Source organism: Mesorhizobium sp. M0768 (assembly GCF_040320195.1).
Lineage (GTDB): Bacteria > Pseudomonadota > Alphaproteobacteria > Rhizobiales > Rhizobiaceae > Mesorhizobium.
This window is the reverse complement of sequence record NZ_JAMYPD010000033.1, coordinates 11,750-29,454: the sequence shown is the minus strand read 5'-3', so window position 1 is coordinate 29,454 and position 17,705 is coordinate 11,750. Positions and strand designations below refer to the sequence as shown.

General features: G+C 59.7%; 26 protein-coding genes. 12 read left to right on the top strand and 14 right to left on the bottom strand.

What is annotated here, in order from left to right:
* Positions 1-53: 53 nt before the first annotated feature.
* Entirely contained in the window at positions 54-482 is a 429-nt protein-coding gene (locus NKI08_RS28585; protein ID WP_352541022.1) for a VOC family protein, read from the top strand.
* 77 nt (positions 483-559) lie between these two features.
* On the top strand, positions 560-913 hold the full coding sequence (locus tag NKI08_RS28580) for a DUF1428 domain-containing protein (RefSeq protein WP_352774276.1): 354 nt from the start codon (positions 560-562) through the stop codon (positions 911-913).
* On the opposite strand, the gene NKI08_RS28575 is transcribed toward NKI08_RS28580, so the two are convergent.
* The 3 genes from NKI08_RS28575 to NKI08_RS28565 form a co-directional block, all read right to left on the bottom strand.
* A complete protein-coding gene (locus tag NKI08_RS28575; RefSeq protein ID WP_352541021.1) occupies positions 900-2,555 on the bottom strand; it encodes a tetratricopeptide repeat-containing sulfotransferase family protein in 1,656 nt (551 codons plus the stop codon). The two genes, NKI08_RS28580 and NKI08_RS28575, sit on opposite strands and share 14 nt — an antisense overlap.
* 181 nt (positions 2,556-2,736) lie before the next feature.
* Entirely contained in the window at positions 2,737-3,003 is a 267-nt protein-coding gene (locus tag NKI08_RS28570) for a DUF1488 family protein (protein WP_352774275.1), read from the bottom strand.
* Between the two features lie 10 nt (positions 3,004-3,013).
* Positions 3,014-3,196: a hypothetical protein gene (locus tag NKI08_RS28565; RefSeq protein ID WP_023678406.1), complete on the bottom strand. Its 183-nt coding sequence runs from the start codon at positions 3,194-3,196 to the stop codon at positions 3,014-3,016.
* Between the two features lie 368 nt (positions 3,197-3,564).
* Between NKI08_RS28565 and NKI08_RS28560 the strand changes: the two genes are divergently transcribed.
* Together NKI08_RS28560 and NKI08_RS28555 are read left to right on the top strand one after the other, a co-directional pair.
* Entirely contained in the window at positions 3,565-3,831 is a 267-nt protein-coding gene (locus tag NKI08_RS28560) for a hypothetical protein (RefSeq protein WP_352469759.1), read from the top strand.
* Complete coding sequence (locus tag NKI08_RS28555; protein ID WP_352774272.1) at positions 3,828-4,073, top strand: hypothetical protein; 246 nt, start codon at positions 3,828-3,830, stop codon at positions 4,071-4,073. Before NKI08_RS28560 ends, NKI08_RS28555 begins: the two co-directional genes overlap by 4 nt.
* 137 nt (positions 4,074-4,210) lie before the next feature.
* Here the strand turns inward: NKI08_RS28555 and NKI08_RS28550 are convergent, their stop codons facing one another.
* Positions 4,211-4,609 carry a Kazal-type serine protease inhibitor family protein gene (locus NKI08_RS28550; RefSeq protein ID WP_352774270.1) on the bottom strand — a complete coding sequence of 133 codons (399 nt, stop codon included), beginning with the start codon at positions 4,607-4,609 and terminating at the stop codon, positions 4,211-4,213.
* 492 nt (positions 4,610-5,101) lie between these two features.
* Between NKI08_RS28550 and NKI08_RS28545 the strand changes: the two genes are divergently transcribed.
* The 3 genes from NKI08_RS28545 (at position 5,102) to NKI08_RS28535 (ending at position 6,358) form a co-directional block, all read left to right on the top strand.
* Positions 5,102-5,314, top strand: a complete 213-nt coding sequence (locus NKI08_RS28545) for a cold-shock protein (protein WP_006202520.1) — start codon at positions 5,102-5,104, stop codon at positions 5,312-5,314.
* 229 nt (positions 5,315-5,543) lie between these two features.
* Positions 5,544-5,756, top strand: a complete 213-nt coding sequence (locus NKI08_RS28540; protein ID WP_006202521.1) for a cold-shock protein — start codon at positions 5,544-5,546, stop codon at positions 5,754-5,756.
* A 191-nt stretch (positions 5,757-5,947) separates the two neighbouring features.
* Positions 5,948-6,358 carry a BA14K family protein gene (locus NKI08_RS28535; RefSeq protein ID WP_023678410.1) on the top strand — a complete coding sequence of 137 codons (411 nt, stop codon included), beginning with the start codon at positions 5,948-5,950 and terminating at the stop codon, positions 6,356-6,358.
* Positions 6,359-6,427: 69 nt separating this feature from the next.
* Here NKI08_RS28535 and NKI08_RS28530 read toward each other — a convergent pair whose 3' ends face one another.
* The 3 genes from NKI08_RS28530 to NKI08_RS28520 all read right to left on the bottom strand — a co-directional run bounded on the left by NKI08_RS28530 (position 6,428) and on the right by NKI08_RS28520 (position 8,596).
* Positions 6,428-7,069 carry an MBL fold metallo-hydrolase gene (locus NKI08_RS28530; protein ID WP_352774269.1) on the bottom strand — a complete coding sequence of 214 codons (642 nt, stop codon included), beginning with the start codon at positions 7,067-7,069 and terminating at the stop codon, positions 6,428-6,430.
* A 176-nt stretch (positions 7,070-7,245) separates the two neighbouring features.
* Positions 7,246-7,557 carry a hypothetical protein gene (locus NKI08_RS28525; protein ID WP_352774312.1) on the bottom strand — a complete coding sequence of 104 codons (312 nt, stop codon included), beginning with the start codon at positions 7,555-7,557 and terminating at the stop codon, positions 7,246-7,248.
* A 145-nt stretch (positions 7,558-7,702) separates the two neighbouring features.
* Positions 7,703-8,596, bottom strand: a complete 894-nt coding sequence (locus NKI08_RS28520) for a branched-chain amino acid aminotransferase (protein WP_352450493.1) — start codon at positions 8,594-8,596, stop codon at positions 7,703-7,705.
* A gap of 249 nt (positions 8,597-8,845) precedes the next feature.
* On the opposite strand from NKI08_RS28520, the gene NKI08_RS28515 reads away from it, so the two are divergent.
* Positions 8,846-9,373 carry a MarR family winged helix-turn-helix transcriptional regulator gene (locus NKI08_RS28515; RefSeq protein WP_352456926.1) on the top strand — a complete coding sequence of 176 codons (528 nt, stop codon included), beginning with the start codon at positions 8,846-8,848 and terminating at the stop codon, positions 9,371-9,373.
* The gene (locus NKI08_RS28510; protein WP_352565812.1) at positions 9,360-10,079 is read left to right on the top strand and encodes a response regulator; all 720 of its coding nucleotides are present in this window, start codon (positions 9,360-9,362) and stop codon (positions 10,077-10,079) included. The genes NKI08_RS28515 and NKI08_RS28510 overlap by 14 nt, the downstream gene beginning before the upstream one ends.
* A gap of 44 nt (positions 10,080-10,123) precedes the next feature.
* Here the strand turns inward: NKI08_RS28510 and NKI08_RS28505 are convergent, their stop codons facing one another.
* The 4 genes from NKI08_RS28505 to NKI08_RS28490 form a co-directional block, all read right to left on the bottom strand.
* The gene (locus NKI08_RS28505) at positions 10,124-10,489 is read right to left on the bottom strand and encodes a tyrosine-type recombinase/integrase (RefSeq protein WP_502899679.1); all 366 of its coding nucleotides are present in this window, start codon (positions 10,487-10,489) and stop codon (positions 10,124-10,126) included.
* Entirely contained in the window at positions 10,467-11,219 is a 753-nt protein-coding gene (locus tag NKI08_RS28500) for a site-specific integrase (RefSeq protein WP_352774266.1), read from the bottom strand. Before NKI08_RS28500 ends, NKI08_RS28505 begins: the two co-directional genes overlap by 23 nt.
* On the bottom strand, positions 11,216-11,479 hold the full coding sequence (locus NKI08_RS28495; protein WP_352774264.1) for an XRE family transcriptional regulator: 264 nt from the start codon (positions 11,477-11,479) through the stop codon (positions 11,216-11,218). Before NKI08_RS28495 ends, NKI08_RS28500 begins: the two co-directional genes overlap by 4 nt.
* A 329-nt stretch (positions 11,480-11,808) precedes the next feature.
* A complete protein-coding gene (locus NKI08_RS28490; RefSeq protein WP_352774262.1) occupies positions 11,809-12,084 on the bottom strand; it encodes a hypothetical protein in 276 nt (91 codons plus the stop codon).
* Positions 12,085-12,303: 219 nt separating this feature from the next.
* Here NKI08_RS28490 and NKI08_RS28485 point away from each other — a divergent pair, with 219 nt between their 5' ends.
* Both NKI08_RS28485 and NKI08_RS28480 read left to right on the top strand, forming a co-directional pair.
* Positions 12,304-12,687 (top strand): hypothetical protein, encoded by a 384-nt coding sequence (locus NKI08_RS28485; protein ID WP_352774260.1) that lies wholly within the window; start codon positions 12,304-12,306, stop codon positions 12,685-12,687.
* Positions 12,688-12,982: 295 nt separating this feature from the next.
* A complete protein-coding gene (locus tag NKI08_RS28480) occupies positions 12,983-14,098 on the top strand; it encodes a tetratricopeptide repeat protein (protein WP_352774258.1) in 1,116 nt (371 codons plus the stop codon).
* Positions 14,099-14,720: 622 nt separating this feature from the next.
* Here NKI08_RS28480 and NKI08_RS28475 read toward each other — a convergent pair.
* The 3 genes from NKI08_RS28475 to NKI08_RS34765 form a co-directional block, all read right to left on the bottom strand.
* Positions 14,721-14,876, bottom strand: a complete 156-nt coding sequence (locus NKI08_RS28475) for a hypothetical protein (RefSeq protein ID WP_352774256.1) — start codon at positions 14,874-14,876, stop codon at positions 14,721-14,723.
* A gap of 46 nt (positions 14,877-14,922) precedes the next feature.
* Positions 14,923-15,090, bottom strand: a complete 168-nt coding sequence (locus NKI08_RS28470) for an excalibur calcium-binding domain-containing protein (RefSeq protein ID WP_352774254.1) — start codon at positions 15,088-15,090, stop codon at positions 14,923-14,925.
* Positions 15,091-15,252: 162 nt separating this feature from the next.
* Positions 15,253-15,381: a hypothetical protein gene (locus tag NKI08_RS34765; protein ID WP_502899678.1), complete on the bottom strand. Its 129-nt coding sequence runs from the start codon at positions 15,379-15,381 to the stop codon at positions 15,253-15,255.
* A 759-nt stretch (positions 15,382-16,140) separates the two neighbouring features.
* Here NKI08_RS34765 and NKI08_RS28465 point away from each other — a divergent pair.
* On the top strand, positions 16,141-17,529 hold the full coding sequence (locus tag NKI08_RS28465; protein ID WP_352774252.1) for a cytochrome P450: 1,389 nt from the start codon (positions 16,141-16,143) through the stop codon (positions 17,527-17,529).
* Positions 17,530-17,705 lie beyond the last annotated feature (176 nt).

Genomic DNA, 17,705 nt, shown 5'->3' with positions numbered 1-17,705 from the left:
TCCGTTCGTCCTGTGGTTCGCAAAGGCAAACCAGACGCAAAGAGGAGCATGACATGAATGACCAGCCGCAGACCCAGCCCGCCGCCAAAGTGCTTGGCGGATTGACGCCCTACCTTCAGTTGGATGGCGCTTTCAAAGCCGCCGAATTTTACCGAAAGGCCTTCGGTGCCGAGCAGGTCTTTGCCTATCCGCCGGACGAACAGGGCCGTACCATGCATATCCATCTCCACATCAACGGTTCGACCCTGATGCTTTCCGACTTCTATCCCGAGCATGGAATGGCCGCTGTGAAGCCGCAGGGCTACACCATGCAGCTCCATCTCGGCAGCGACGACATCGACGCCTGGTGGCAGCGGGCCATCGAGGCGGGCTGCGAGGAAGTCGTGCCGTTGCAAGTGATGTTCTGGGGTGATCGCTGGGGCAATATGCGTGATCCGTTCGGCGTCGAATGGGCAATGAACGCACCGGTGAAAGCAGCTTAGCATTCCACACAGGCTGTGTCTGAAATCACCTCTCCCGCTCCAGAGGGAGAGGAAAACGATCGCATGGAGGAAATCAGATGTCCTATGTCGACGGTTTCGTACTTGCCGTACCGAAGGCAAAGCTCGATGCTTACAAGAAGCTGGCGGAAACCGGCGGCGCCGTCTGGAAGGAGCACGGTGCTCTTGCCTACGTCGAATGCGTCGGCGACGACATCCCTTATGGCGAGCTCACCTCGTTCCCGCGCGCCGTACAGGCCAAGGACGACGAGGTCGTCATCTTCTCGTGGGTGGTCTACGAATCGCGCCAGAGCCGCGACGCGGTGATGGCCAAGGTGATGGCCGACCCGCGCCTCAAGTCGGACTGGGAGACCATGCCATTCGACGGCAAGCGCATGATCTTTGGCGGTTTTCAGCCCTTCATCGAGCTGTAGGCGCCCCTCGATCAAGTTTGTCGTGCAGCGGCTTCAGCCGGTCGCCATAGCGCTTCCACAGGTCGACCGAGCCCTGATACATCGGCTGGCGCACTTGCGCAGCCGACGCCGTTCGCACCGGCCGGTCGGTCTCGTGGAACGACAGCACGGCGTCGTCCCACGGCAGGCCGAGATGGGCGATCAGCGCCCGCGACCGGCCTTCCTGGTCGGCGACGAAATCCTCGTAGCGAACGTCGTGCACGACATCAGGCAGCACGGCATGCCAGTGCGCCATGATGTCGGTGTACAGATTGTGGAAATCGGCGAGCTCGTCGAGATCGTAGCCGTAGCGATGGCTGTCGCCGCGGAAGTGCACCTTGTAGATCGACAGGCAGGTCGCCGCCGCATCGCGCGCGCAATGGATGATCTTGGCCCGCGGCAGCATCATGTGGATGAAACCGACCAACAGGAAATTGCCGGGCATCTTGTCGGTGACGTGTCGAGAACCCGGATAGCGGGCGTGCAGCATGTCGAGATAGGCCTGGCCGGCCTCGGCATAGGCCTTGTCGGGCATGTCGGCGATGCCCCAGGGAAAGCCGCCCTTCATGCTGAGCGGAAACTGCTTGCCGACCGCCGTCTTCAATATGCTGAGCTCGCCGGCGCCATAGACCTGCGGATGGCTGGCGATGATCTGCTCGACCAGCGTGGTGCCGGAACGCGGCATGCCGACGACGAAGATCGGAGTGTCCTCGGCTATCTCGCTCGGCTTGTGCCTTTCAAAAAAGGCCTTGTCGAACACCGCCTTCATCGCCTCGAACTCGCCGCGCGTCTTGCCGGCGTCGTAGTCGATGCCCTGGCGGCGGATCGCGTTGCCTTCGGCGAAATAGTCGAAGGCGCGGCCATACTCCCTGAGGTCGTCATTGGCCTTGCCGAGACCGAAGGAAAGCTGCATGCGCGCCAGGCTGCCTCGCGGCGCCTTGGCGTGCTCCGCCTCCATGCGGGCAAGCTCGGCGTCGCGCTCCTTTTGGCGCTTGACCTGGGTAAGCATCAGCCAGGCCCTCGCCATGCCGGGGTCCACAGCCAGCGCCTGCCTGAAAAGATCCGCAGCCTCGTCGAGATTGCCCTTTTCCATCAGCCCGACACCCAGGCCGTGCAAAAGATCGGCATCCTTCGGCCGGATCGTCAGCGCCTCGCGAAAAACAGCCAGTGCCTCATCCAGCCGGCCCGCTTCCTGCAGCGTTTCGGCAAGCCCGACGCGGGCGCGGACATGGAACGGGTTACGGCCCATCGTGCCGCGATAAATATCCTCGGCGCCTTCGAATTGGCCGAGCTGCCTCAGCGACGAGCCGAGATTGTCACGCGCCGCCAACTGGTCCGGCCGAATCGCCACCACCTTGCGGAAGAGATCGGCGGCGGCCGCGACCCGGCCGAGGTCGCGCAGCACGGTGCCGAGATTGTTGAGGAAATCCGGATTGTTCGGTTGCAGACGCACCGATTGTTCGATCAGCGCCAGCCCCTCAGCGCTGCGCCCGGTCTGGTGCAGCAGAAGCCCGAGGAAATGCGCAGCAGCCGGGTGGTTGGCCTTTTGCGCCAGCACCTGTCGGTAAAGCGCCTCGGCTTCCTGCCGGCGCCCCGCCTGGTGCAACTGCAGCGCTTGCTGCACGTACTGGTCGAGCCCCAGTGGTGGCTGCCCGCCTGAGCCGTAACGTGCGCCTGCCGGTTGTCTCGGATCTCTGTTGATGGGAAACCTGCCGTGTTGTCCGCCTGCCGCGATCTAGGCCATCGCTGCGGCGCGTGCAAGAGCAGAGGCGGTCGCAAGGGAGCGAACCTCGGAACCCACCGAGCTAGCGGAAGTCGGCCGGCGTCAGCACATACATGTTCCTGCGGCCGTGCGAGTAGGCTTGGCGCGCAATCTCGTGGATCGACGAACGCTTGGCGTCGAAGGCGCTGAGAAATTCGGCCTCGGCTCCGCTTACAGCCGGGTTTGCCGCCGAAAGTGCCGCGACCTCGACAAAGAACGGGACTTCGAGCATGCCGTCATGGCCGACGAAACGAATGCGCTTGGCCGCCGCGTCATAGGAGCGGCTGGGATTGGGAAAATTGAGCGTCATGGCTTGCGCGTCAAATCAGGCGGTTGCTTTCGGCAAGCTGGCGCGCCCGCCGCGCCGTGCCGTCGGTGTCGGCAATCCTTCGCCTTGCCGCCTCGTCGCTTCTTATCGTGAGACGCGGCGACAAGACCTTTATCGGCTTTGCGACAGGACTGACTGCAACTGTCGGGACATCCGGTGTTCTTGCGGAGTTCATGACTCTCTTCCTTCCATTGCTAGATAAATACAAATGCCGGAGGAATTTTTTCGGAAGTTCTTCAAATAATTTTCGAGGTGCTCCGGGACCGTATCATCGTTCTGCGGATAACTATAGAAAAGTAATTTGACGTTGGTAGGGGTAAGAGGCCGAAAACTTCTTGAATAAGTCGTATTTTCAGACTAGAGGTATGAAACCGTTTGGGTCATGCTTGGCCCCGCGGTGTCAGGGATTCTCGGCCCGCCAAACTTATCCAAATCGCCGACACCTGGTACCGCAATGCAGGCTCCGCTTCCGGGGCAGGCCGGAAAGAAACTTCAAGGCACGAGAACTTCAAGGCACAAGCGAGAACTTCGAGGCGCACAAGAATGTCTGCTCGCACCACCCATTCCATAGCGCATTTCGCGGCACCGTTCGTGCTTGGCGGGCTGGATGGCATGCAGCCGGCCGGCGACTATGACATCGACCACGACGAAGAACTGATCGACGGCATGTCCTGGCCTGCCTGGCGCCGCGTCGCCACTTTCATCCATCTGCCGGCAAGGACAGTGAAAAGCGCGACCAGCCAGCTTGTCGCCATTGACCATGCCGAGCTCGACGCAGCGCTTCGGCACGACCAGGAGAATGTCACATGATCCGCTTCCAGCAGAATGCGCGGCGCACGGACACGTCGGCGCATATCTTCACCGTCGGCCAGACCGTCCGCATGAAGAGCCGCACCGGCCTTGCCCAAAAGACCGCGGAGCTGTTCCAGATCAAGAGCCGGCTGCCGGTCAAGGACGGCTCGCCGCAATATCGCATCCGCAGCGATCAGGAGACCTATGAGCGGGTCACCACGGAAGACAATCTCGAACCGGTCGACAACCCCGCCAACTGAGCCGACGCGCCGCAACGCTGCTTCACATGCTGATGATGCCGCAGATCCGCGTCGCCTGCGCATCTCCAACGGGAACGGCGCTGAGCTCTACGCCGGGGCCCAGATGGTGCTTATCCGGCCAGGCTGAGGTCGGTGCGCTAGCAGGGCCCGTCATCGACGACGCGATAGTCCGCCGCGCGGGCTTCGCATTCGTTGGGGAATGTGCGCAGTTCGCCATGGCGACGGGCACAGACCGGGCGGTATTCGCGGGTGCAGAATGTCTGCTCGCCGCCGCCACCACCGCCGCGGCACTCGCCCTCGCGAATGATGCGGTATCCGGCCCGTTCGGCAAGGCAGGCATTGGCGAAGGTCTGGCGGTCGCCGCCGCGCCGGGCACAGACCGGGTCATATTGCCTAGTGCAGAATTGCGGCCCCGGCCGTGGCGGGCGCGGCCCCGGCCCCTCATCATCCACCACGACGGTGCAAGCTGCGAGAATTGCCGACAGGAACAGGATGGAAAAAACCTGCCGCGGAAAGATTGCCGCAAGAAACCGCATGAATGTTCCCTCCCTCGAAACTCCTGCCCGCACAAATGGTGCCTGGGTCAGGCCGATCCTCGTCATTCCGCTGCCAGATGCAACCCCTGTTTGCAACTGGCGAGCCAGGGCGGTATGCCGGCGCAAGCCAAGACAGCACCTGCCCCGCTTGCTGGACCATGCCTGGGTGAAGTCTGGCCGATGACCGCGCAGAGAACCGGGACTATCGGTGCGATGCGTCGGGATGCGCCTGTTGGGGCCGCCCGCGGCTGTGTCTTGCAAGCATCACGTTTCCGTGCGATAAATTTTGTGTTCGGGCATTTGCGACCCGGAGAGCGGAACGTTTTGGACGACCTTTCCCCGATACTGTGAATCTCTGACAGCCCCGTTTTTCGGCGGGGGGTTTTACCCATGCGCCAATGCATGACTGCCGAAGCAACCACCGGGACTTGCCCACGGCGCCAGGCGGCGGGCGGAACCACCAAGACTGACACGGGTGAAGGAGTTTCCCCAATGGCCCAGACCGGCACCGTTAAATTCTTCAACGCTACCAAAGGCTTCGGCTTCATCACGCCCGATGGCGGCGCCAAGGATGTGTTCGTCCACATCTCGGCGATCGAGGCTTCCGGGCTGCGCACGCTCGTCGACGGTCAGAAGGTCACCTTCGATGTCGAGCCCGACCGTATGGGCAAGGGTCCGAAAGCGGTCAATCTCCGCGCTGCCTGAAACCACAGCGTGCCGCGCGTCCTTTCGGGGTGTGAGGATGCTGCAAGGCTTTTGGAGTGAACTTGAATTCTGTAAAGGCGCGGCGGTTTTCGTCGCGCCTTTCGTGTTCCGGGATGCTTGCCCGCACCCGCAAAACTTTCTCTTGCCGATGGCACTAAAATAAAGGACAAATTTCCGTCCGGGCATTTGCCGGCCCGAGACTGGACTTGTGGGATCAAAGGAGCTTCCCATGCCGCAGACCGGCACCGTCAAATTCTTCAATCACGCCAAGGGCTTCGGCTTCATCACGCCGGACGACGGGGCAAAGGATGTCTTCGTCCATATTTCGGCCGTGCAGGCGTCGGGTCTTCCCGGTCTTGAGGATGGGCAGAAAGTGACATTCGACACCGAGCCGGACAAGCGCGGCAAGGGTCCGAAAGCCGTCAACCTGTCGATCGGCTGAACCACCCCCGGACAGAATGGACGTGGGCCGGTCTGGCCTGCGGTGTTTGCCGCACGCTTGAACCGCCCAGTTAGATGAACCGCCTGGTCAAATTTCGTTCAGCCCCCGTTCAGCCACGGTCGCATATTAATCTTCGTTAAAGCCGGACCGCATCCCCGAAAACGACCCGGGCCGGCACGAAGGAGACCGACATGAACCGAATTTTCAAGACTGCCATCCTGTCCGCCGCGGTCGTTGCGACCACGCTTGCGACCTTGCCCGCGGCCAATGCCGACGAATGGCGCCATCACCGCCGCCACCACGGCCACGGCGACGCCGTTGCGGCCGGCGTGCTCGGCCTTGCGGCCGGTGCCCTGATCGGCGGTGCGCTCGCCAGCCCGCAGCCCCGCTATTACGACCCGGCCTATGATGATGAATACTACAGGCCTGCCCCGGTGCGCCGTTATTACGTGCAGCCGCGCGTGGCCTATGCCGAAAGCTATGCGGAGCCGTGGACCCGCGGCTGGTACGAATACTGCTCGGACCGCTACCGGAGCTTCAACGCCCGTACCGGCACGTTCACCGGCTATGACGGCGAACAGCATTTCTGCACCGCCAATTAGCGGAGGCAGTTTCCCGTCGGAAAAAAGCGCGGTCGCACAGGCCGCGCTTTTTGTTTCCGGCAAGCGGTTTCAGACCAGAAAAGGATTGCTCCGCCGCTCCTCACCAAAACGGCCGCCGGGACCATGGCCGCAGATAAAGCCGATGTCGTCGCCCAACGGCAAAAGCTTCTCCTTGATCGAGGCGATCAGCGCGGCGTGGTTGCCGCCTGGCAGATCGGTGCGGCCGACCGAACCGCGGAACAGCACGTCGCCGACATGGGCGAACTTCGCCGCCCGGTTATAGTAGACGACGTGGCCGGGTGCGTGGCCCGGACAATGGAGCACCTCAAACACGTGCGAGCCGAACGAAACGGTCTCGCCTTCGGCAAGGAACCGGTCGGGGACACAGTTGCGCACGGGATCGGTGATGCCGTAGCGCTTCGCCTGGTTCTCGAGATTGGCGAGCAGCGGCCGGTCGGCGGCATGCGGGCCGATGATCTCGATACCGAGCGCCTCCTTCAACTCCATGGCCCCGCCGGCATGATCGATATGGCCATGCGTGATCCAGATCGCGCCGGCAGTGATCGCATTGTCCTCGAGCGCCGCCAGCACCTTGTCGATGTCGCCGCCCGGATCGACGACAACGCCTTGCCTGTCGTCCATGTCGAAGAGGATGGTGCAGTTCTGCTGGAACGGCGTGACCGGCACGATGCCGGCGTTGAGCTGACCCATATTCGTCCTTTCACGCTGTCGGAGCGCTGCGCGTCCCCTCGAACGCGTCAGGAGTGCTCCAACCTTGAACCAGGCCCTGATGTAGAGACACACGCGAACGGCGTCCACCGCTCCCACAAACGGCAAACGAAATGGGCGGCCGAAGCCGCCCATTTGAAAACCTGAAACGTCAAAGCTTATTTCTTCATCGCGTTTATGACCGCACCGATGATGCCGGTCAGGATGGCGCCGCCGCCGGCACCGCCAACGATATTTGAAATGTTCAACGCGCTGCCGGCCCCTGCCGCCGTGGCGGCGGCTGCCGGATCGACCGAGCCACCCAGCAGACTGTTGAGGATGGCCGCACCGCCGACGCCGCCGACAGCGCCGCCCAGGATTTTGGTAAGCTGCCCCATCGCCGCAGTCTTGATAGCCGCGCCAACCGCCTGACCACCGATGATACCCGTAATCACCTGAATAATGATCGGAAGAAGCGTGTTCATATCCATATTTCCAGTCCCTCCATAGCTGCCAGCCTCCCGGGCCGACCCCATCATGAGACGCCGAATTGTGTGAAAGTCAAATGCAGAAGCGCTTAAATAAAAGGGGCGGCCCGAAAACCGCCCTTACTAGTTAAAAAAGCTGTGACTTTCGTTATTCTGCAGCGATTGCGTGCTTGGGCTGAACGGCCGCAGAATAGTCATTCATCAGCGTCTTGGCGATTTCGCCGACCTCGAATCGGTATGGACCGATCTCCGAAACCGGCGTCACCTCGGCTGCCGTCCCGGTGAGGAAGCACTGCTGGAAGCCTTCAAGCTCATCCGGCATGATGGCGCGCTCGATCACCTCCAAACCGCGGTCCTTGGCAAGGCCGATAACCGTGCGGCGGGTGATGCCGTCGAGGAAGCAATCAGGCTTGGGCGTATGGATCTTGCCGTCCTTGACGAAGAAGATGTTGGCGCCTGTCGCTTCCGCCACCTGGCCACGCCAGTCGAGCATCATGGCGTCGGCATAGCCCTTTGCCTCGGCGGCATGCTTGGACATGGTGCAGATCATGTAGAGGCCGGCCGCCTTCGATTTCGACGGTGCGGTGCGCGGGTCGGGGCGGCGCCATTCGGCCATGTCGAGGCGGATCCCCTTGAGCTTCTGCGCCGGGTCGAAATAGCTTGGCCACTGCCAGATGGCGATGGCGCAGTTGATCCGACTGTTCTGTGCGGAAACGCCCATCTGTTCGCTGCCGCGCCACGCGATCGGCCGGACATAGGCGTCCTGGAAACCTTGCTTCTTCAACAGCGTGCGGCAGGCGTCGTCGATCTCGGCGACCGAGTAGGGTATCTTGAAGCCAAGCAGGCGCGCCGATTCATGCAGGCGTTCGGTGTGGTCGGTCAGCTTGAAAATTTCGCCCCCATAAGCGCGCTCGCCCTCGAATACCGCGCTGGCGTAGTGCAGCCCGTGGGTCAAGACGTGGATCTTGGCGTCGGCCCATTTGACGAATTCGCCGTTCATCCAGATAAAGCCGTCCAGTTGGTCGAAGGGAACGGATGCCATGGTAACCTCCCGCGGGCGGCAGCCCGCACATCATTGTGTCGTTGCGTGTTTCGCCTCGGCCGCTGCGGGCGGCCATTGTCTCAAAGCGTAGGCGGATATTTAAGGTCTGGCAAACTCAGGAAGTTCCGGAAAAAACGGCTTCGCTTGCCTTTTCGTTCGCAATCCGCCGAAAAGCTTGCCAAAAATTACCATCGCGCGGAAAATACGTCAATAGTGCTGACATAATTTCCTGCTTCACACGGAGAAAAGATGACGAGCCACGCAGCCGCAGAGCCGATCAGGACAGCGATCACCGACGAGGACGGCATCGATTTCGCCATCATCGAGTTGTTCTTCTTCGCCTATCGCGACTTTACCTCCGATCCGGACCAGATCCTGGCCGATTACGGTTTTGGCCGCGCCCATCATCGGGTGTTGCATTTTGTCAATCGCCGGCCCGGCCTGACGGTCGCCGAGCTCCTCGATGTGCTCAAGATCACCAAGCAGAGCCTGGCGCGCGTGCTCAAGCAACTGATCGACACCGACCATATCGTGCAATTGCAGGGCCCCCGCGACCGCCGCCAGCGCGAGCTTTATCCGACGGCCAAGGGCCGTGCTCTGGCGCTGGCACTGGCGCGGCCACAGTCGCGCCGCATCCATGCTGCATTGGAAGATTCCGGAGCCACCGAACGCGCCGTTATCGAACGGTTCCTTGAAGCGATGGTAAATCCGGAACTAAGGGCGCAGATCGACATTGTGCCCGCAAAGATGTCAGGGAAAAACCATGGAGACCATTGAGAGGGTTGATCATCCGACAGCACCGGAAGACGACGCGCCGCATCTGCTGGTGGTCGACGACGACACCCGTATCCGCAATCTTCTGAAACAGTATCTGACCGAAAACGGTTTTCGCGTCACCGTCGCCGGAAATTCCGGCGAGGCGAGGCGCAAGCTCGCCGGCCTCGACTTCGATCTGATCGTGCTCGACGTCATGATGCCGGGTGAAAGCGGCGTCGATCTCACCAAGGCGCTGCGGGCCGAGAAAAACGTGCCGATCCTGATGCTCACCGCACTGTCCGAAACCGACAGCCGGATCACCGGGCTCGAGGCCGGTGCCGACGACTATCTGCCTAAACCGTTCGACCCGCGCGAGCTGATCCTGCGCATCAACAATATCCTGCGCCGCGGCGGCCCCGCGACGACGCCCAAGGTCGAACAGCTGGTCTTTGGCCCCTATACGTTCCAGATCGCCAGGCGTGAGCTGAAGCGCGGCGGCGAGGCGCTCAAGCTGACCGACCGCGAGCAGGAAATCCTGGCGATCTTCGCTGCGCGTGCCGGCGAAACGATACCGCGGCATGAGCTTGTCGGCGATGAATCCGAGGTCGGCGAGCGCACGATCGACGTCCAGATCAACCGGCTGCGCCGCAAGATCGAACGCGATCCGTCCAATCCGGTCTGGCTGCAGACCGTGCGCGGTATTGGGTATCGGCTCAGTATAGAATAGCCGTTTCTCAACCAAGCGCTTTCAATGACTTACGGGTAAAACTGTCAAACCGAATTGTTTGGTTTGACAGTTTTTGTTCCTGCTCCGTGCTCGACAATAGCGTTCATCGCCTGGTGCGCCAAGCGCATCTGATCGACCGCCTCGGTGTAGCGAACGATCTCATCGAGCTTTTTGTGGCCGGTGATCGCCTTGATCTGATGAGGTGAGCAGCCGGCTTGGGCGAGGCGTCGGCTGCATGCCTTACGCAGACCGTGCGGAGAAAGCCCCATGGCGCCGCTTGCCAGATCCTCGCGCAGACCCGCTTCGCGGACGCAGACCCTGAACCAGTTCGTGAACGATTCCGGCTGGAACGGTTTTTCGTATTGCGTCAGGAGATAGGTGAGGTTGTCATAAGGTCGGGCATCGAGGATGCCTTTGAGATATGGATGAAGCGGTATCGAGACAGCCGTGCCTGTCTTTTTGCTGCCGAATTGACAGGACGTCGTTCCGGACGTGCTGCCGACCCATGCCGATCACATCCGAGCGTCGCTGACCCGTGAACAGCAAAACGTCGAGGGCTAGTCGGGCACGAGTGCCTTCTTGATGCGCCTCATAGAACGCAGTGATGTCCTCCTCCTCCCAGGTGATGAATCCACCTGACTTGATTTTCACGCGCCGTATCCGCAGCGTCGGATCCTCCTTGCGCATCCCCATATCGATGGCGCGCCCCATCAGGAGCTTCATCATCTTCAGCAGCTCGTTGGCGGCGCCCGGGTGCTCACCCTTCTTGTCCATCATCTTGAGGACGTGCTTGCGCTCGAGCTTGACGACCGAGCCAGTGCCATAGTCAACACGGAGGCGCTCTAGTGCGTTGCGATATGTCTTCTGGCTCGCCTTTGCTAGATTTCTGAAATCTGCGCTGCCGTAGTAGGAGAGGATCAATGCCGCAATTGTGCCCGGCTGTATCCGATTGGCACCGATCATGGTCGTTGGCGCCGCCCTTCCCGCTTCCCACGCCTTCAATGCCGCGCTGTAAGCGTCCATAAACTCTGTCGAGTATGGAAGACCTGGCAACATGGTGTTCGTATGTCTGAAGTAGTGCCGCGGCCGGCCGGTTCGATCAATGAAGGCTTTGACGTGCTTCGGCAGCTTACGCTTCATTGGACCAGCCGATCCCACTCGTTGTCGGAAACTTCAGACTCGGAAATCCCGCTTAAGCCGTCAAGCGCTTTGTCGAGCGCGCGGACATCCCAACGCTTGACGCCAGGAAGCGGCAACGGCTGCGGCATGATGCCGGCACGGACCAGCTTGTCGAAATAGCCGACGCTGGCACCCACGTAGCTGGCGGCTTCGAGACGACCAAAAACGCGGCGGTCCGATGGCGGCAGGGCGTGTATAAGCTCGCAAGTAATGATCGTCATGACAGATTGCTCCTTCTGCTGACGTTATAGCGCTTTCGTCTCCGGTAACTGAGGTTTGAGAAAAAAAGCTCGACCCGCAGAAGACGGCGCCCTGCCACGTGGGAGGCCTCAGGCAGGATCTTGCATAGAATCGCAGATCAGGGCTCTCGCGAGATGGTTCGTAATACAGTGCCCTCGTAACCAGCATTTCAAGGGCTATACGGCGCTGTGAGAGAGGATTGAACTCTGACTGACTATAATAAAATCAACAACTTACAAGACGTTTTGTAACATTGTGACGGACCGTAAAGTGACCAGCCAAGCACCTTGCCGGGCATTGCGCCATAGACCTATTTGGCCTTTTCCTTATGAAGCGTTCGATTCTGTTTATTCGCTCCCAAGGCGTTCCCGATCAAGCCTCCAATAGCCACGACGCCTCCAGCCACCCAGCCCCAAATTGCGACCGCAGTGCCAGCTACTGCCAAACCCATGGCCGGGATGAAAAACACAGCCACGAACCCGACGAGCAACCCACCTGTGGTCCAGCGCCGTGTCGTGGTGCTCAGTGCCTGTTTCTTTGCGATGGAACTGAGCCGATGCAGGATCGCCGAGTTACGCTCTTTCATTTTGATACCCCACCAGGACTGACTCGGCACGTAGACGACAGTTAGCAGGGTATCGAGACCTAGCTAAGTGCCCTAAGCGATCTACTTCTTGCCAGAGTTTCACTGGGAGCATCGCGTGCCATGTGGTCTCACCGACCCATTGCGGACGCTTTCCGACTTGTATACCTTCCCTTCGCAATCATCCTAATCACAAAAGTAACTTGCACCGGTGGAGTTCGGATGACGCGAGGTTTGATTCTTCTTTCATGGATTGTCGTCGGAGCGTGGACTAGTTCGGCATTAGCTCAAGATGCCACCGAGAAAACCTTTCCCCACGACATCACGCTTAGCGATGTAGCTCCCTTGAAGCTTGCAATCCGGAAGCACCTTGCCATCTCGACGGAACCAACAGTGTGGATCGCGATGGCTCGCATAGGAGAAAGTGGGAGTGTCTACCTTTGTGGGCTTACGGATGGTGGCAGCGTGTCGACCTCCATTCTCTTCTTTGCGCATAAGACAGATGGGGCTGTCGAAGTCGAAGAAATTGATAATGACTCCAAAGTCGATGGCAGGGCCAAAAAGCTTTGCGACACTCACGGCTTCCGCACCCCTATCCCCGGCTGAACCTCCGCAACCTTTAAGGACAGCTTCCCATTTCACCCATCTTGGTCATTCCGCATTTATGAGTTTACGACCTAGCCTCCTTTGGAGCGCGGCCTCGAGCGCCAGCAAGCCCACACCTCGCGATCAGCTCAATTCAATATTTACCCACCATTTTCTTCGGCGATGCCTTGCGCAGAACTAGAATTTGTTTGGTCAAATTGGCGAGAGACCAATAACCCGCAATTGTGATCGGAAACCTGCTGATATGATGCTTGAAAGGCGGCCAATCGAACGTTCAGTTCAAGCGGGACAACGGGTGCTCGTCGGTCTTGTTGTGCTGCTTGCGCTCGCCGCCCCGACCTTGGCTGAGGATACTGACGATTGCGGAGGCGCCGCTGCAGGCTCACAGCGGATCGCCGCCTGCACGCGGATCATCGAGGACGGGGCGCGAAGCCCGGAGAGTCGCGCCAACGCTTACCACAGCCGGGCGATCGCCTGGGCTGAGAGCGGCGACAATGACCTGGCCATGGCGGACTACGACAACGCCATCGCCCTCGATCCGAACGACACCGATGCCTACAACGAGCGCGGACTGCTTTGGCTCGATAAGGGCGAGAACGACAGCGCCATCAGCGACTTCGACCGGGCGATCGAGCTCGATCCGGAAAAAGCCATGGCCATCTATAATCGCGGTCTCGCTTGGGCTCACAAGGGCTACGACACTCGCGCCATCGCCGACTACAGCCACGCCATCGAGCTCGATCCGAAATATCTGGAGGCCTACAACAACCGCGGCTTCGTTTTCAACAGGATGGGCGAATTCGACCGCGCCATCGCCGATTTCGACGAGACGATCAGCCTCAATCCCCAACACCCCTACGCTTACAATAACCGGGCCATTTCATGGGGCGCAAAGGGTGATGCAGAGCGCGCCGTCGCCGATTATAGCCATGCGATCACACTCGATCCGACCTATGTCAACCCTTATGGAAGCAGGGGAATCTACTACTTCTACGATCGCAAACCGGCCAAGGCGCAAGCGGATCTTGCCACAGCGGCAGCACTTGCACCTGGCAATGCCTATTATGCCATCTGGGCGGATCTGGCCGAGCGGCGTGGCGGGGGTGCCAGCCATTTGCGCCAGATGGCCAGCAAGTTGGACATGACCAGATGGCCTGCCCCGCTGGTTCGTATGTTCCTTGGCGAGGAGACGCCCGAAGAAGCACTGGCCGCGGCCGACGATCCCGTCCCGAGCAGGAAACGCGGAAATCTATGTGAGGCCAATTTCTACGCCGCGGAGTTCCACCAGTTCAAGGGCCATACCGACAGGGCCTTGCGACTTTACCGGCTAACCGTGCGCGACTGCCCCCGCGATTTCATCGAATACGTCGCGGCAAGCAAGGCACTGCGCGCCCTGGGCGTAACCCCATAGGGCGTCCTGCTTTGCGCGCCGATCCCAATAAGTGTCGGCTAACAAACATGCACGCAAGCTAATGTAAGCGCAATATCATCTAAGAATTAGTTTGGGAACGGGCCGTCGGCGCTTGCTTGCATTGTTGCACTAGTCTAGGCGATGTTGCCGCTGGGCAAGCAATAAATGGGGAATGGAAACGTGAAGCGATTTGTTTTGTTGGCGTCAATGTTCGCTGGCGTGGCAGGGTGTGCCACGCCCCCTGACAAGATCGCAGGTGTTCCGAATGCCGGCCCTTGCACACAGGCGGACCGAGAGCGTTTGGCCATCGTATCAAATCAGCAAAACAAGGCTGTGAGCGGCGACGCCTTGGGCGTATTTCTAATAGGCGTGCCCGTCTCCTCTATGTCAGGAGGCGACCACGAAACCGAGATCGCTATTCTCAAAGGGCGCTGTGGCGCGCCTAAAACCTAGTCCGGCCCATCACCGCCTTGCGCACGACAAATGCCATGCCGGTGCCGACGTAATTTTCTCGCTGCCAATCCCAGTGGATATCATTAGGTGACCGAAGGGGCAGGATGCGAGCAGATGCGAGCGGTGTTATCGCGGGCGTTGCAAAGTGTCTTCGCAGCGGCAAGAGCTACTAAGCGAAGCCGCCCATGGCGAAGAGCACCACCCGCACCGTTCTTGCCCTGGCCCCAAGCGTGATCGCCATACTCATATGAAAAAAGCGTTCGCTTCGAGCAATGCCCGGCAACCATACCATCGCGACACCGACGAGAAAGCCAACGGAACGCATTGAACGACTCCAAATTCGTTGGTTCACATTCCTGAGCGCAGTAACATCAGCACACCGACTCACACGGGATCCCGTCGCTGTCCCGATCGAGCTTGCCGCCCCAAGGGCAATTCTCAAGATACCACCGTGCCTCATCGCAAGAGCTGATTTGCGAACACGTGAACCGCGGCTGGCAAGACCAACTCTGCGCGAGCACCGTCGGCCAGGTCGTCATTCGCGAGAATTGAGTCCCCGTGCTCGGAACAACGTTCCGCGGTTCGTTCGTGTGTTCCCCGCGTAACGGCGAGCTACTCACGGACAACACTGACAGCGCCGTCACCAGGGTAATCACTGATTGCTTCATAGTTCCCCACGCCTCACGCCCTTCGCATATCGCTCAAACGACCATGGACTTACGCAAACCGGCCTCCCCTGCCTCAGATTGCCATCGCTTCGATCGTCGCCACCCCGCCGAACGGGCATCTGCTTCTGAGCAAAACCACCGTTCGCCTTTTGATTCCGAAATCCGGGTCGCGTCGTAGAATTTCTGCCCTGGCCGGCGATAGATGCGCTCGCCTTCGGCTGGATGTTGTCTTTAATCTTGCACCCGCTGTTCCCCGTGGCGAAGAGCAGAGGCCAACGCGCCGCCCACAGCTGCAGCTCTGCTTGCGCCGTTATATAAGATAAGCCTAATGTAGTTAATGATCCGGCTATTGAGAAGGGACGGCAGCGCCCTCGGGTTGGGCACTATCTTAGCCGCCGCCTGCACTTTCGGGATGCCGCCGGCATCGGCCCATGACATCTGGTATGAAAAGCAGTGCTGCCAAGATGAGCATTGTGAGCCGATCCCAGATGGAGCGGTGCGCGAAACAAGGAAGGGCTTCAAAATGCCCTCCGGTGAGTTGCTGCCTTACGCGGACAACAGGGTGCGTCGATCACACGACATGCGTTTCCATTGGTGCCATACCCAAAAAGCAACGGCAAACCGGCATCGTGAAGTGCAACCTGGCCCCGACAGCACAATCTGCCTATACGTGCCGCCTAGGTCATTCTAACTCTCTGTCCATCATACCACTCTGGCTTCGTCACCGAAGATTTCTCCGGATGCGTTCAACTTAGAAAGTCCATTTCGACCGAGGTCGAAGGCCTGACCAGCCCGTTCTTCACCACCGGGCCAGACCGCCGGGCTTGTAGACACACCGGCCTTTCTTGATTTGACCTTTCAGGACGGTAGGCACATGCTTCCGGTAAAGGGCTTCGACTATTGAAAAGTTAGGCGGATCGCATGGTCCTCTCCAGCCCTCTCCAGAGCCGCGTTAGATCTTCCCGTTCGCATCGACCGCCCGGGCCGAAAGGCTTGCCTTTCCTCGGAAGTCTGGTCGCTTTCGGCAGAGACGAACTCGGTTTCATCACTGAAACCGCACGTCGATATGGCGATCTCGTTTGGCTCAATCTTGCCGGATGGCCCGCTCTTCTGGTCAGCGATGTGGAAGCTATCGAGACAATCCTCGTCAAAGATCATGACAATTATATCAAACATCGGCTCGCGTTGCGCCATATAAAGGCGCTGTTTGGGAATGGCCTGCTGACCAACGAAGGTGAATCATGGCGACGCCAGCGCCGGTTGGCGGCCCCGGCTTTTGCCGGCCAACAGCTCCTTGCCTATGACACGGCGATAGTGTCGCTGACTCACCAGATGCTCGATCGCTGGACCAATGATCAGGTCCTGAACATCCATCCCGAGATGATGGAGTTAACGTTGCGGATCGCCGCGAAAACGCTGTTCGATTCCGAAGCTGAGTGGGACATTGCCGACATTGATCATGCGGCAAACGATCTCGTTATCGAGATGGAATCGCGCTTCAAACGGCCGATCCTTATTCCTGACGCAGTGCCGTTGCCCGGCCATCTCAGGTATAGGCGAGCGATCCGAACGCTCGAAAGGTTCGTTTCATCAATCATAGCCGAGCGTCGTTTGAGCGGTTTGGAAGGGCGATATGACGTTCTGTCCCGTCTTATGGAAGCGCGTGACGAGATGGGGAAACCGATGTCAGATGCCCTGCTTCGAGACGAGGCGATTACGCTCCTTCTTGCAGGGCACGACACCACGGCGCTCGCACTTTCATGGACCTGGTTTCTGCTCGGCCAGCGGCCGGAGATTCAAGCTCGAATGGGGGCTGAAATCGCTGACGTGCTCGGCGACCGGCTGCCGACGACCCACGATATCCCACGCCTGAAATACACGGAAAGCGTCGCGTTGGAATCGATGCGTATCTACCCGCCTGCTTGGATCATAGGCCGCGAATCGATCGGGACCTTCAAACTTGGTGGCTACGCCTTCCCCGCCGGAGTAACCATCTTCATCAGCCCGTGGGTATTGCATCGCGACCCCCGCTATTTCGCGCAGCCAGAAACGTTCCGGCCAGAGCGTTGGATGGGCAATCTCGCACACGAGTTGCCGCGCTTCGCCTATATGCCTTTCGGCGGCGGACCGCGTATCTGCATTGGGCAGCGTTTCGCTATGATGGAAGCAGTTCTGATCTTGGCGACGATGGCGCAACGCTTCTCGGCTGAGTGGCAGTCGGGTCATAAGGTGACGCCGTTCCCGTCGATTAATTTACGCCCCAGGGGCGGTGTCTGGCTCAAAATCAAAGATCGCGAGACCCGGCACTGAGTTCACGGATTCATCTCGCCGTTACCTGTGCGTTGACGCGCGATTGCGGAGGCGGCACATTCGTGGGGTGGGTGGATAAGCCCAAGCAGAAATCAGGAAATTGGCTGGATGAGAGCCCCGGATTGAGGGCTATAACAGCGCGATCGTTCTAAGACCGTGTCTCTCCGGAGATGGAA

Bases quoted from the DNA above. Each gene is read 5' to 3' on its own strand.
- NKI08_RS28555 (WP_352774272.1), top strand. From the start codon at position 3,828: ATGATCCGCTTCCAGCAGAATGCGCGGCGCACGGACACGTCGGCGCAT.
- NKI08_RS28490 (WP_352774262.1), bottom strand. From the start codon at position 12,084: ATGAAAGAGCGTAACTCGGCGATCCTGCATCGGCTCAGTTCCATCGCA.
- NKI08_RS28580 (WP_352774276.1), top strand. From the start codon at position 560: ATGTCCTATGTCGACGGTTTCGTACTTGCCGTACCGAAGGCAAAGCTC.
- NKI08_RS28560 (WP_352469759.1), top strand. From the start codon at position 3,565: ATGTCTGCTCGCACCACCCATTCCATAGCGCATTTCGCGGCACCGTTC.
- NKI08_RS28540 (WP_006202521.1), top strand. From the start codon at position 5,544: ATGCCGCAGACCGGCACCGTCAAATTCTTCAATCACGCCAAGGGCTTC.
- NKI08_RS28465 (WP_352774252.1), top strand. From the start codon at position 16,141: ATGGTCCTCTCCAGCCCTCTCCAGAGCCGCGTTAGATCTTCCCGTTCG.
- NKI08_RS28515 (WP_352456926.1), top strand. From the start codon at position 8,846: ATGACGAGCCACGCAGCCGCAGAGCCGATCAGGACAGCGATCACCGAC.
- NKI08_RS28585 (WP_352541022.1), top strand. From the start codon at position 54: ATGAATGACCAGCCGCAGACCCAGCCCGCCGCCAAAGTGCTTGGCGGA.
- NKI08_RS28500 (WP_352774266.1), bottom strand. From the start codon at position 11,219: ATGAAGCGTAAGCTGCCGAAGCACGTCAAAGCCTTCATTGATCGAACC.
- NKI08_RS28525 (WP_352774312.1), bottom strand. From the start codon at position 7,557: ATGGATATGAACACGCTTCTTCCGATCATTATTCAGGTGATTACGGGT.
- NKI08_RS28535 (WP_023678410.1), top strand. From the start codon at position 5,948: ATGAACCGAATTTTCAAGACTGCCATCCTGTCCGCCGCGGTCGTTGCG.
- NKI08_RS28510 (WP_352565812.1), top strand. From the start codon at position 9,360: ATGGAGACCATTGAGAGGGTTGATCATCCGACAGCACCGGAAGACGAC.
- NKI08_RS28520 (WP_352450493.1), bottom strand. From the start codon at position 8,596: ATGGCATCCGTTCCCTTCGACCAACTGGACGGCTTTATCTGGATGAAC.
- NKI08_RS28495 (WP_352774264.1), bottom strand. From the start codon at position 11,479: ATGACGATCATTACTTGCGAGCTTATACACGCCCTGCCGCCATCGGAC.
- NKI08_RS28545 (WP_006202520.1), top strand. From the start codon at position 5,102: ATGGCCCAGACCGGCACCGTTAAATTCTTCAACGCTACCAAAGGCTTC.
- NKI08_RS28550 (WP_352774270.1), bottom strand. From the start codon at position 4,609: ATGCGGTTTCTTGCGGCAATCTTTCCGCGGCAGGTTTTTTCCATCCTG.
- NKI08_RS28530 (WP_352774269.1), bottom strand. From the start codon at position 7,069: ATGGGTCAGCTCAACGCCGGCATCGTGCCGGTCACGCCGTTCCAGCAG.
- NKI08_RS28485 (WP_352774260.1), top strand. From the start codon at position 12,304: ATGACGCGAGGTTTGATTCTTCTTTCATGGATTGTCGTCGGAGCGTGG.
- NKI08_RS28475 (WP_352774256.1), bottom strand. From the start codon at position 14,876: ATGCGTTCCGTTGGCTTTCTCGTCGGTGTCGCGATGGTATGGTTGCCG.
- NKI08_RS28470 (WP_352774254.1), bottom strand. From the start codon at position 15,090: ATGACGACCTGGCCGACGGTGCTCGCGCAGAGTTGGTCTTGCCAGCCG.
- NKI08_RS28565 (WP_023678406.1), bottom strand. From the start codon at position 3,196: ATGAACTCCGCAAGAACACCGGATGTCCCGACAGTTGCAGTCAGTCCT.
- NKI08_RS28570 (WP_352774275.1), bottom strand. From the start codon at position 3,003: ATGACGCTCAATTTTCCCAATCCCAGCCGCTCCTATGACGCGGCGGCC.